Source organism: Pseudoduganella chitinolytica (genome assembly GCF_029028125.1).
Lineage (GTDB): Bacteria > Pseudomonadota > Gammaproteobacteria > Burkholderiales > Burkholderiaceae_D > Rugamonas > Rugamonas chitinolytica.
Window position 1 is genome coordinate 2,963,636 of sequence record NZ_CP119083.1, and the last position, 11,814, is coordinate 2,975,449.

At 68.1% G+C, this 11,814-nt stretch carries 13 protein-coding genes; all 13 read right to left on the reverse strand.

From position 1 onward, the window contains the following. Positions 1-62: 62 nt before the first annotated feature. The 13 genes from PX653_RS13125 to PX653_RS13185 all read right to left on the reverse strand — a co-directional run bounded on the left by PX653_RS13125 (position 63) and on the right by PX653_RS13185 (position 11,799). Complete coding sequence (locus tag PX653_RS13125; RefSeq protein WP_277418292.1) at positions 63-917, reverse strand: type II secretion system protein; 855 nt, start codon at positions 915-917, stop codon at positions 63-65. After that, entirely contained in the window at positions 883-1,263 is a 381-nt protein-coding gene (locus PX653_RS13130) for a type II secretion system protein (protein ID WP_277418293.1), read from the reverse strand. Before PX653_RS13130 ends, PX653_RS13125 begins: the two co-directional genes overlap by 35 nt. Before the next feature lie 22 nt (positions 1,264-1,285). Beyond that, on the reverse strand, positions 1,286-1,774 hold the full coding sequence (locus PX653_RS13135) for a type II secretion system protein (protein ID WP_277418294.1): 489 nt from the start codon (positions 1,772-1,774) through the stop codon (positions 1,286-1,288). Further along, entirely contained in the window at positions 1,774-3,900 is a 2,127-nt protein-coding gene (locus PX653_RS13140) for a secretin GspD/PilQ domain-containing protein (protein ID WP_277418295.1), read from the reverse strand. Before PX653_RS13140 ends, PX653_RS13135 begins: the two co-directional genes overlap by 1 nt. After that, entirely contained in the window at positions 3,900-4,445 is a 546-nt protein-coding gene (locus tag PX653_RS13145) for a hypothetical protein (RefSeq protein WP_277418296.1), read from the reverse strand. Before PX653_RS13145 ends, PX653_RS13140 begins: the two co-directional genes overlap by 1 nt. Beyond that, positions 4,442-4,999 (reverse strand): hypothetical protein, encoded by a 558-nt coding sequence (locus tag PX653_RS13150; RefSeq protein ID WP_307731063.1) that lies wholly within the window; start codon positions 4,997-4,999, stop codon positions 4,442-4,444. The genes PX653_RS13145 and PX653_RS13150 overlap by 4 nt, the downstream gene beginning before the upstream one ends. Then, positions 4,996-5,550, reverse strand: coding sequence for a PilN domain-containing protein (locus tag PX653_RS13155; protein WP_277418297.1), 555 nt, complete (start codon positions 5,548-5,550; stop codon positions 4,996-4,998). Before PX653_RS13155 ends, PX653_RS13150 begins: the two co-directional genes overlap by 4 nt. Continuing rightward, a complete protein-coding gene (locus PX653_RS13160; RefSeq protein WP_277418298.1) occupies positions 5,547-6,380 on the reverse strand; it encodes a hypothetical protein in 834 nt (277 codons plus the stop codon). The genes PX653_RS13155 and PX653_RS13160 overlap by 4 nt, the downstream gene beginning before the upstream one ends. After that, complete coding sequence (locus PX653_RS13165) at positions 6,373-8,088, reverse strand: GspE/PulE family protein (protein WP_277418299.1); 1,716 nt, start codon at positions 8,086-8,088, stop codon at positions 6,373-6,375. Before PX653_RS13165 ends, PX653_RS13160 begins: the two co-directional genes overlap by 8 nt. Then, entirely contained in the window at positions 8,085-9,269 is a 1,185-nt protein-coding gene (locus PX653_RS13170) for a type II secretion system F family protein (RefSeq protein ID WP_277418300.1), read from the reverse strand. The genes PX653_RS13165 and PX653_RS13170 overlap by 4 nt, the downstream gene beginning before the upstream one ends. Positions 9,270-9,308: 39 nt before the next feature. Continuing rightward, positions 9,309-9,749: a type II secretion system major pseudopilin GspG gene (gene gspG / locus PX653_RS13175; protein WP_277418301.1), complete on the reverse strand. Its 441-nt coding sequence runs from the start codon at positions 9,747-9,749 to the stop codon at positions 9,309-9,311. Between the two features lie 297 nt (positions 9,750-10,046). Continuing rightward, positions 10,047-10,916: a LuxR C-terminal-related transcriptional regulator gene (locus PX653_RS13180; protein WP_277418302.1), complete on the reverse strand. Its 870-nt coding sequence runs from the start codon at positions 10,914-10,916 to the stop codon at positions 10,047-10,049. A gap of 244 nt (positions 10,917-11,160) precedes the next feature. Beyond that, complete coding sequence (locus PX653_RS13185) at positions 11,161-11,799, reverse strand: NF038129 family PEP-CTERM protein (RefSeq protein ID WP_277418303.1); 639 nt, start codon at positions 11,797-11,799, stop codon at positions 11,161-11,163. Positions 11,800-11,814 lie beyond the last annotated feature (15 nt).

Here is an 11,814-nt window from a genome sequence, read left to right on the forward strand (position 1 = left end):
CGTTACTGATCTCTTTACAACACCTGCGTTACGTCTTCCCTACCTCTCATCCAGGCTCTGTCCTACTTGCTGTTCGGTGGTTCGGCGGGCTCCGCCGGCGGAGGCGGCGGTTCCTGCGGCTCCGGCGCCGGCTCGGGCGGTGGCTCGGGCGCCGGCTCCGGCTCCGGCTCCGGCGGCGGTTCCGGCTCGGCCGGCGGCTCCGGTGGCGGTGTGGCGGGCTGGCCCGTCAGTGGCGATGGCGGCGGCGCGGTCGGTGTGCCGGGGCCCGTGTTCGTTGGCGTGTTCGTCGGCGTGCCGGCGGGCTTGCCCGGCACGGTGGCGCCCGTCGCCGGATTGCCAGTCATCGGGTTGCCGGTCATCGGATTGCCGGCACCGGGCTTGGCCGGCAGTTGCCCCGGCGGCGGCGGTTCCTGGCCGTTGAACGTGAACACCCAGTCGGAGATCTTCTGCTTGCCTTCGAACGCCTGGAAGCGCATCGGGAAATTGCCCACCTTGATCGGCATCGCCGTGGACAGGCTGTAGACGCCCAGCACGCCCAGCTTGTCGCCCATGTAGATGACACCCCACTCGGCCTTGCCCGTCATCGGATCGATGAAGATCTTGCGCAGGTGGCGGCGGGTGCCGGGGAAGCGCGGATCGCGCAGCAGTTCCTTGAGGGTGGGCGGCTGCTGCGGCTGGCCCTGCGGCGTGGCGTTGGCATAGCTCTTCAGCGCGTCGCTGAACTGTTCGCCGATGTACAGCAGTTCGCGCTCGGCCTGGGCGCGCTGCATGGTGGCGCCGACGCGCACCGTGGTGGCCGCGACCAGGCCGATGATCGCCACCAGGATGATGACGCTGACGTAGGTGAACCCGCGCGCTGCCCGCACCGGGCCGCGCACGCCGTTACCAGTCCGAATACGGCCTGCCGCTGCGGTCATTGCCGGGCGCTCCACTCTTCAGGTCGGCCACGCCGCCCTTGCCGGGGTCCTCGGGCGGCACCAGCTGCCAGCTGTCGGTGCGCTCCGTGATGGGATCGACGGGCAGCGCGCGCAGGTAGCGCTTTTCCACCAGCTGCTCCAGCGAGTCGGGATAGCGGCCGGTGTCGCCATAGAACTGGTCGATGACGGCGCGCGTATTGCGCAGGTTATCGGCCAGGATCGTTTCCTTGGTCTTGTCGACACTGGGGAAGTAGCGCGGCACCGCCAGGGTCAGCAACAAGGCGATAATGCCCAGCACGACCAGCAGCTCGATCAGCGTGAAGCCCTTGGCGTCCGGTTTGTTCATCCTTGCTTGCTCATCTTTCGATTCACCATTTGCGGTATGGTATGCCGTTCAGGCCCACCTGGTCGGACGTCGAGTAGACGTCGTAGACATCCTCGCCTTCGCGCGGGTCTTCGGCCTCGCTGGCGTAGCTGCGCTTGCCCCACGTCTGCGCGGCCGTCAGCTCGCTGTCGCTGTTCATCGGGTCGCGCGGCAGGCGGCGCAGGAAGTACACCTTGGTGCGCTTCGGGTTGCGCAGGTCGGGCACCCCTTCCACCAGCGTCTCCAGCGTGCGCGGGTAGCCGTTGCTGCCGATCGTCTTGGCGATGCGACCGTCGTCGTAGGCCTGCTTGTAGTCGTCCAGCGCCTTGCGGATCAGGTGCAGCGACGCGCGCAGTTCCTGTTCGTTGCGGCGCTGGATCGTCACCTGCGCCGTCGGGATCACGAGCGCGCCCAGGAGCCCCATGATCGCCAAGGTCACGAGCAGCTCGATCAGCGTGAAGCCGCGCCGGCGCGCCAGGACTGCCGTGTTCATCACTGGTTCTGCGCTGGCGGGGTCGGCACCGTGGCCGACGGCTGCTGCTGTTGCTGCTGCAATTGTTGCTGCTGCAATTGTTGCTGCTGCAGTTGCTGCTGCTGGATCAGCGACTGCGGCTGCGCTTCCGGCTGCGTGGTCGGCTGCGCAGTCGGCTGCGTAGTCGGCTGAACGATCGGCTGCACGTTCGGCTGGGTGACGCTGGACGCAGGCCCCGGCTGCGACGTCGACAGCGGAACGCCGGTCGGCGTTCCCGTCTCTTGCGGCGTCGGCTGCTGCGGTGCCTGCGGCTGCTCGAGCGCCGGCGTGCCGCCGCTGCGGCCCGGCATCAGCACGGGCGCGCGCACCGTGATGTCGGGCTTGCGGCGGAAGTTCGCTTCCGTGCCGGCCGAGAACTCGGAGGCGTCGGCGTGCGGCCGCTGCACGTTGCGGATCAGGCGTGGAGTGATCGACAGCACGAGCTCCGTCTTCTGGTTGTCGTCAACCTGGCTGCCGAACAGGCGACCCAGGATCGGCACGTCGCCGAAGCCCGGCACCTTCGTCCCCGTCTTGCGGTCCTCGCTGTTGATCAGGCCCGCCAGCACCTGGTTCTCGCCGTCCTTCAGCTGCAGCACCGTGGTGGCCTGGCGCGTGCCGATCTGGTAGGCCGTCGTCCCCGTCTTCGTCTCGATGCGGTTGACGATGTTCGACACCTCCAGCGACACGTTGATGGCGATCTCGTTGTTCAGGTAGATCGTGGGTTCGGCGTTCAGGGTCAGGCCCACGTCGACGTAGCTGACGCTTTCCTGCGCGAAGCCGGCCGTGCCGGGCGAGACGGTGGTGGTGATGACGGGCACCTTGTCGCCGATCAGGATCTTGGCCTTCTGCTTGTTGCGCACGCGGATGCGCGGGTTGGCCAGCAGGTTCGAGTCGCCGTCCGTCTTGTTGGCCGTCACCTTCGCGCTCAGCGACGACACGCCGATGCTGCGCGAATTGAGCGTATCGAGGTCGTTGACGGTCAGGGTCGAGCCGCCGCTGGAGATCAGCGGCGAGAACGTGGCGCTGGTCGGCCAGGACACGCCCAGCTCCAGCAGGCGCGAACGCTTGACCTCGAGGATCTCCACTTCCAGCATCACTTCCGGTTCCGCCATGTCCTGCAGCGCGACGATCTTCTCGGCCAGCTTGATGGCATCCGCGTTGTCGCGCATGATGACGAGGTTCAGCTTCTCGTCCGCCACCACGTCGCGCGACTTCAGGATCGTCTTCAAGGTGTTGGCCACCAGCTTGGCTTCCGCGTTGGCCAGGTAGAACGTCTTGATGACGGTTTCCTGGTATTCCTTCAGCTTCGCCGCGATGTTCGGGTAGATCAGGATGGTGTTCGCATCCATCACCTGCTGCTCCAGCTGGTTCGTCATCAGCAGGTAGTAGACCGCCGATTCCACCGTGCTGTTCTTCAGGGCGATGGTGGTGCGGGCATCGGCCTTGACGTCCTTGTCGAACACGAAGTTAAGGCCCGAGCGGCGCGAGATCACGTCGAACACCTGCTTCAGCGGGGCGTCGCGGAACTCGATGGTGATGGGCTGCTTGAACGTCTTCGCCAGCTGGTTCTCGGCGCCGCCCGGCGGGTTCTTCTCGGCGATCTCGCGCTGCAGCGCGCGGGCGCGGGGCTGCTCCGGCTTTTCCGTCAGCACCACCTCCACCTTGGCGCGCGCCTGGTCGAATTCCTTGCGCGCGATCAGCTCGGTCGCCTCGGCCAGCAGGCGGTCGTGGCGCTCGGCCATGTCCAGCGCGCGCAGCGCGATGCGGGCCCGTTCGTTCTGCGGATTCAGGGCCAGCACGCGCTGGACGTTCTGCAGCGCCAGCTCGCGCTGGCCCTCCGTCGTCTGGCGTTCGGCCTGGTCCAGGTAGCGCATGATGGCGCGGTCGCGCGCCTGCAGGTAGGTGGCGCGGTACTGCGCGTTGCCCGGGTCGGCGCTGATCGCTTCCTGCAGCTTCAAGAGGCCCGCCTCGACCTGGTCCTTCTCGATCAGGGTGCGGGCGTCGCGGTAGGCCATCTGGGCGGCGCAGCCGGACAGCGCCAGGACCATGGTGGACAAGGTGAGCGTGCGGCGCAGGCGGCCCGCTGCGGTTGGCTGGTGGCGAGACATCAATCCATGACTCCAATATTAAGCTGCTGCACCTGTTTCAGGGGCAGATAGGTAAGCGTCAGCGTCGGTGGCGCGATGGCGTCGACGCGGTACATGCCGTCGATGACCGTGTTCGTGCGCACCACGTACGTGCGCTCGCCCTGGGCCAGGTAGACTTCGTACGCGCCGTCCGCCACCGCCTTGCCGAGCACCGTGTACGGCAGCGGCGGCGCGGTCGGCGCGGGCGGTGGCGGCGGGCCGGACGGCTCGCTGGGCGGCGGTGGCGGCGGGTTCAGGTTCTGGCCCGCGAACAGGTCGTTGCCTTCGAATGCCGCCTCGCCCGCTTCCCCGATCAGCTCCGAGCGGGGCACCAGGCGCAGGATCGTGCCGGCATCCGCCGCCTGCGCGGCGCGCACCGCGACCGGCAGCGGGGTGGCGGCCGGTGCGGGACGCTGCGCGCGTTCGACGGGCTCGGCCACTTCCGTTTCCGGAGTCGTCTCGCCGAACAGTACCAGGCCGGCGGTGGCCACCAGCGCGGCACCCATCAGCAGGTGGCGCGGCTTCATGGCGCCTCCTTCAGGTACAGCGTGAAGCGCAGGCGCGCATCCACCGTCGGATCGGCGATCGTGTCGCGCCGGAAGCTCACTTCATCGAGCCCCGCGTACGGCAGCGCGGCCAGCGCGCGCAGCGCGAAGCGCCAGATGTTGCGGTATGGCCCCTTGACGGGCAGGATGACCTGGTACGTACTGACCTGGGCGGCCTTGTCGTAGCCGAACTTGTATTCGCCGTGGTTCAGCACCAGTTGCGACTTGGCCGCCAGGTCGAACAGCACCTTGACCTGCTGCTCCGCATGGCGTTTCTCGCCCAGCGCGGCATAGAACGCGGCCAGGTTTTCGTTGGCGGTGGGCGGCGGCGGCGCCTGCACCAGCGTGGACGGCGCCGGCAGCGGGCGCGCCAGCTCCTCCTGCAGCGCGGCCTGCTGCGGCAGCAGCCAGGCCCACAGCACGGCGCCCGCCAGCAGCAGTGCGCCGCACAGGCAGGCGGTCGGGCCCGCGTGCAGCACCCGCAGGCGCACGGCCAGCAGCAGCGCGGCCAGGTTATACGACGGCATCGCCTTCATCGGCCCCTCCACTGCACTTCGACCTGGAACCGGAGCGGCTTGGCCGGGTCCTGTTCCTCGATTTCATGGCGCACCAGGGCGGCCCCGCTGAAGAACTCCTGCTGCTTGAGCACCTGCACGTAGCCCACCATGTCGTCGCTGTTCCTCGCTTCCGCGGTGATCTTGAGCGTGTGCTTGCGCGCATCCGGATCGAACGCCAGCAGCGCGATATTGGCCGGCGTGGCGGCCGCCAGCGCATCCTCCAGTTCGCGCCACGGCACGTTCAGTTGCAGGATGGCGCCGTTGACGGCGGTGGCCTGCGCCTCCGGAATCGCCGCCTGCGGCACCGCCTTGGGCGCCTTCGACAGCACCCGGGCGCGCTCCTGCAATTGCTCGATCTGCGCGGCGCGGGCGGCGCGCCGTTCCGCCAGGTCCATGGCCAGCCAGGTCCCGCCCAGGCACAGCAGCAAGCCGGCGACGCCGGCGGCGGCCATGGCCGGATGCAGGCGGTGCAGCGTGCGGCGCCAGCCGCTTGGCGCGAAATCGATGCGGATCGGACGCAGTCGGCTCATGCGGCACTCCCCGCGCAGGCCAGCTGGCCGGCAGCCGACATGCCAGTGCCCTGCCCCGCGCCCAGCTGGCTGCAAGCCACCTGCCCTGGCTGCGCGGGCCGCGCCAGCGCGGGCGGCAACGCGCCGGCAAGCTGCACCTGGGCCGGCGGCTCCAGGCCCAGCAGCAGCGCTTCGCGCTGGACGACCTGGGTCAGCCAGTAATGATCGGCACCGGGCGGCACCGGCACGGCGCGAATCGCGCGCAGGCCCTGCCCGTCGATGGCCGCCAGGGTCAGCATGCGGTCGTGCCACTGGCCGAACCAGGACCCGGCGCGCAGCGCGCGCTGCCAGCGATTCCAGCCCGTGACGAAGTGCGGCACGATCTCCACCAGGTGGAAGCCCTTGTCGTCCGCCAGCGCCTGCAACACGGCCAGCAGCGCCCGCGGCAACGCGGCGGCATGGAACGGCTGCTTGGCATCCCAGTCGGCCGACAGCGCCCACGCGGCCGGCGCCTCGCCGTACAGGGCGTGGAAGCGCAGCGCGGCGGCGGCCTCGATGTCGGCCAGCCGCGCCGCGCCCGGCGGCGGGCTGACCTGCCATACGCGGCACAGCTCGTCGCCGAGCACGACCGCGACGGGCCAGCCCGCCACGTCCTGCCCTTCCAGCAACGTGCGCAGCGCTTGCGCCAGCAGCGTGGCGCCGGCGGCGGAAGCGAAGTCCGGCTCGCCTTCCGGCAGCGTGTAGTCGGCCAGCACGGCCACCTTGTCGCCGCGCCACCGGCTGGTACGCAGCAGGCTGACGGCGCTGGCGGCGATGCCGATGCGCAGGGCTTGTCCGGGGAATCTACGCATGCAAGGTCACCCGCTTGATTTCGGTCAGCGTGGTGCCGCCCCGCTTGACCAGTTCCAGTGCCGCCTGGCGCAGGCTGCGCGTGCCGTTCGCATACGCGGCCTGCTTGACCTGGCGGATCGGCCGCTTTTCCACGATCAGCTCGCGGATCTCGTCGTTCAGCGTCAGGATCTCGGCGATCGAGCGGCGCCCCTTGTAGCCCGTGCCGCGGCAGTCGCCGCAGCCCTTGCCTTCCTTGAAGTCGTAATCGAACACGTCGGCGCGCGACAGGCCCACGCTGGCCAGCTCGTCGTCGCTCGGGGTGTACTCGGCGGCGCAGTGCGGACAGTTGATGCGCACCAGGCGCTGGGCCCAGATGCCGTTCAGCGCCGACACGAACGCATACGGGTCGATGCCCATGTGGGTGAAGCGGCCGAACACGTCGAACACGTTGTTGGCGTGCACGGTGGTGAGCACCAGGTGGCCCGTCAGCGCGGACTGCACGGCGATCTCCGCCGTCTCGCGGTCGCGGATCTCGCCCACCATGATCTTGTCCGGATCGTGCCGCAGGATCGAGCGCAGGCCCTTGGCGAACGTCAGCCCCTTCTTCTCGTTGACGGGAATCTGCAGGATGCCCGGCAGCTGGTATTCGACGGGGTCCTCGATCGTGATGATCTTCTCGCGGCCATTGTGGATCTCCGTCAGCGCCGCGTACAGCGTGGTGGTCTTGCCGGACCCGGTGGGACCTGTGACCAGCAGCATGCCGTAGGCCTCCTGCGCCAAGGTGCGCAGCGATACCAGCGACGGCGCGTCGAAGCCCAGCGACTCCAGCGACAGCGAGCCGTACGACTCGATCATGGCGCGCTTGTCCAGGATACGGATGACGGCATCCTCGCCGTGGATGGACGGCATGATCGACACGCGCAGGTCGATCTCGCGCCCGCCCGATTCGACGCGGAAGCTGCCGTCCTGCGGCACCCGCCGCTCGGCGATGTCCAGCTCGGCCAGCACCTTCAGGCGCGAGATGATCTGCTCGGCCACGTCGATGCCGTTGACGGAGGTCGCATGATCGAGCACGCCGTCGACGCGGTATTTCACCGCCAGGCCGCCGGACGTGCTTTCCAGGTGGATGTCGGAGGCGCCGGCCTTCAGCGCATCGTACAAGGTGGAGTTGACGAGCCGCACGGCCGGGCTGGCCGCTTCCGACACGGAGGCGAACGACAGCACGGCGGCCGTCTTGCCGTCGCGCCGGGAATTGTCGCCGCCGGGCAGCAGCGAATCGGTCGCGCGCGCCGACTCCTCCTGCTTGGACAGGTAGGCGGCGATATCGGATTGCAGGGCCAGGCGCATCTGCAGCGGCGCATGGGCGCTGGCGCGGGCCTGCGTGCCCAGCCACGTCTGCAGGTCGAGGTCGAACGGGTCGGAGATGACGCCGACGACGAGCCCGTCATGGCCGCGCAGCAGCACGCATTTCTTCGCCATCGCCTGGCCCAGCGGCAGCAGTTCGAACGCGGGCGTGAACGCCAGCATTTCCACCGTCTCCAGCACGGCCAGGCCGAACGGCAGGGCCAGCGCGCGCACGACGTCGCGCGGCTCCATGCCGGTCAGGCTTTCGAGTTCTTCCACCAGCGTGCGCTTCGAGTGCGCCTGCTGGACCCGGGCCCGTGCCAACAACGCATGGTCCAATGCGGGCTCGATGGCCGGGGCGGGATGGATGACCGGATCGTTCAAGACATTTCTCCAGCCAGGTCAAAAATAGGCATATACAGCAATACCACGATGGCGCCCACGATCAGGCCGATGCCGGCCATCAGCAACGGCTCGAAGGTGCGCGTAAAACGGTCGATCCAACGGCTGATCTCGCCGTCGTAGAAGGCGGCCGACTGCGTCAGCATCGGCCCCATGTCGCCGGTGCGCTCGCCCACGCGCAGCATGCGCAGCGAGATCGGCGTCGTCAGGGCGTTGGCCTCGAACGCGGTGGACAGCGGCAGGCCGGCCTCCACCGCCTGGCGCGCCAGCTGCAGGCCGCTCTTGACGTTGGCCGACACCATGCCCTGCACCGTCTCGATGGCCTGCACGATGGTGATGCCGCCCTCGGTCAGCATGCCCAGTGTCAGGTACAGGCGCGACAATTCATAGATGCGCACGCGCTCGCCGATGGCGGGCACCCGCCCCAGCAGCCGGACGAAGCCGCCGCTGGCCATCAGCCGGCGCACGGTGTAGACGATCCCGGCCAGCATCAGCACCAGGCCGCCCACGAGCGCGCCCGTGTGGTTGCCGGCAAACTGGCCCCACGACAGCATCACCTGCGACATCCACGGCAGGTTGCGCCCGGCGCCCTGGTACACCTCGGCAAACCGGGGTACCACGTAGCCGATCAGGAACATCGACACGCCGCCGCCGACCAGCAGCAGGATGCACGGATAGATGGCGGCGCTGACGATCTTGGCCCGCACCGTGTCGATGCGCTGCTGGTAGTCGATGTAGCGGGCCAGCGCGCGCGGCAGGTCGCTGGTCCCTTCGGCCGCCTTGACGATGCCCACGTACAGCGGCGGGAACAGCTGCGGCTGGTCGGCCAGCACGGTGGAGAAGCGCTGGCCCTCGCGCAGCCCGGCCAGCAGCCGCTCCAGCACGCCGCGCGTGGCGGGCGACGCTTCCTTTTCCAGCAGGGCTTCGAGTGCCTCGACGACGCCCAGGCCCGCGTTCAGCAGCGCCAGCAGCTCCTGGCTGAACAGCACGAGCGACAGCGCTTTCGCCTTGCCCGCCTTGAAGCCGGCGCGCACGGGACGGATGCTGCTGACGAACAGTCCGCGCGCCTCCACCTGCCGGCGCGCATCGGCTTCGTCACGGCCATCGACCACCATGTGGCCGATCGCCATGTCGGGCGACAAGGTACGAACATCGAACTGCATGGGATGGGGTCAGTGAATCGCGAAAACGGCAGGCAGGGCTTACTGCGAGGTGATGTCGGCGTTGTCGCCGGTACCGCCGGGCTGGCCGTCCTTGCCGAGCGACGTGATTTCGTAGTCGCCCTTGCTGCCGGGCGCCTTGTACTGGTAAGGACGGCCCCATGGATCAACCGGCACACCTTTCTTCAGGTACGGGCCGTTCCACTTCGCGCCCGCGGTCGGCGGCGCCGTCATCAGCGCGCCCATGCCCTCTTCCGTGGTGGGATAACGTCCCACGTCGAGGCGGTAGGTGTCGAGCGATTTCTCAAACGCTTCGATCTGGGCCTTCGCCACCGTCACTTCCGACTTGCCCAGCTGCGAAAAATACTTCGGGCCGACGTAGGCCGCCAGCAAGCCGATGATGACGATCACGACGAGCAATTCCAGCAGCGTGAAGCCGCGCGCGGCGCGGAACTGCTTACGGTAAAACTTTGCTGCTTGCATCCGAACAAACCTCCGAGTCACGACTACCGGGAAGCATTGCAACCTTCGCCATCGGCTTGTGGCCGGGACGGGCCGCCCTACGGAAACCACGGCAGATCCCGGGCACATCCATACGGCGTGACGTTTCAATGCCCTACAAACGGGTGAGAGAACACCGAAGGCTACCACGTCATTTAAGGTTTAGACAATTTTTAAATGACAGCGTTGCAATGGCAACTACTGTCGAGTTTTTGATTGACACGACCGTTAACGGTTGAGCAATTACTAATCACTTGGTTGCAGCAAGTTTTGCAACCATTAGTTACGTCCAGATTTGGAAATAGATTGAATGGCGGTAGCCGGCAGCGCCAGCGTCTCGCTGCGCGCCACCGCATGCGCGCGATTGCTGACGCCCAGGAGCTTATAGAGTCGTTGCAGGTGGTTCTTGACGGTCAGGCCGCTGATGCCGAGGATCTGGCCGATCTCGTCGTTGCTCTTGCCCTCGCGCAGCCAATGCAGCACTTCGGCCTCGCGCGGGGACAGGGCCCGCAGCGCCGGGCCGCGCCGGGCCCCGGCCACGCAGATGCGCTGCAACGCCAGGTGCAGCGCCGGCAACAGCACGCGCAGATACTGCGCGTCGCGCGGCCCCGGCCGGCCCGGCAGTCCGCACAGCAGGAAGAACGTGCTGCCGCCGGGCAGTGTCGGGGTGCCGTGCGCCAGCACGTCGTACAGCCCCAGCGCGGCCAGGCGGCGCAGCAGCTGGCCTGCTTCGTAGTGGTGATCGACGCCGCCCTGGTGCAGCAGCAGCGGCGCTTCGCCGTGGCGGCGCCACAGCCGCTGCGCATCCATCGCGATGCCCTGGGCGGGATCGCACAGCGCGGCCGTCATGGCCGCCGGTGACGCCCCGCCGTGCAGGCATTCGATGCGCAAGGGTTCGCCGTCCGAGCCCAGCCGGATACAGGCGAGCACCGCGTGGGGCAGTACGGCCTGCAGGGGTCCCTGCGCCCAGCGCCGCAGCTGGTGCAGCTCGCGCAGGTCCAGGGCATCTGCCAGCGCACTCAGCAGGCTTGCCTGCTGAGCTTGGAGTTGCTGCAGGCTTGCCTGCTGAGCTTGGTCTTCCTGCAGGCGTGCCTGCTGCGCTTGCGCCGCCTGCTGGTGGGCGGGATGGTCGACGATCTGGGCTGGCATGGTATCCGCTCGGGGACGCTGGTGGCATCCGTGACAAATTGAAGGGCGGATTTAACTATGCACGATGCCCGGCTGTCCATACCAATATCATTTTGCTCGGCCATTCAGACGTTGCGCGACTATATTTTGCAACATGACCGGCGCAAGCACTGACCTGAAAAACACCGGGCACTGAAGTTGGCGCAGGCCGCCGAAATGTCGGCAAACTTCGGGGTCAGTCCCCTGCGGGGACTGACCCCAGCCATCAAGCGCGGCGCGAGCGGCGGGCTGCGCCCGCGACCAGCATCGCGCCGATGCCCATCATCAACCACGACGACGGTTCCGGCACGGGCGAGATGGCGATGGCATCGGCGTTCAGCGCGAACGACGTGCTGCCGGCGCCACCGACGACCGTTGCCGGCGTCCACGCGATCGTGCCCAGGCTGCCGTCCAGCGCGGACGAGCCGCCCAGCAGCGTGGCCTGGTCCGCCGCGTAGGCCGAGACGCTGAAGATCGACTGGCCGATGTCGCCCGACAAGTCGGCGTCGCCCGCGAACGTCACCTTGAAGCTCAGCACGCTGCCGTAGTTGACGGCATGGAACAGGCTGTTCAGGAAGTCGCCGTTGCCGATCGTGTAGCCGGCCGCCGGCGAACCGCCGACCTGCCCTTCCGTGATGACTTCGGCGCCTGGCTCGAAGCCGACGAAGTCCGTCAGCGTGACGGTGGCGGCCGGCGCCAGGCCGACGCCCGGGCCGTTGAACTGCAGGTCCAGCCAGCCGGACGATGCGGCGAAACCGTCGGTCCGGATCGACACGTTCAGCGTCGTGTCGGCGCTCGCGTGGGCGCCGGCCAGGGCCAGGGCCAGCGCGGCAACGACGCGGGCCAGGGGAAGGTGTTTGCTCATGATGTGATTCCTTGA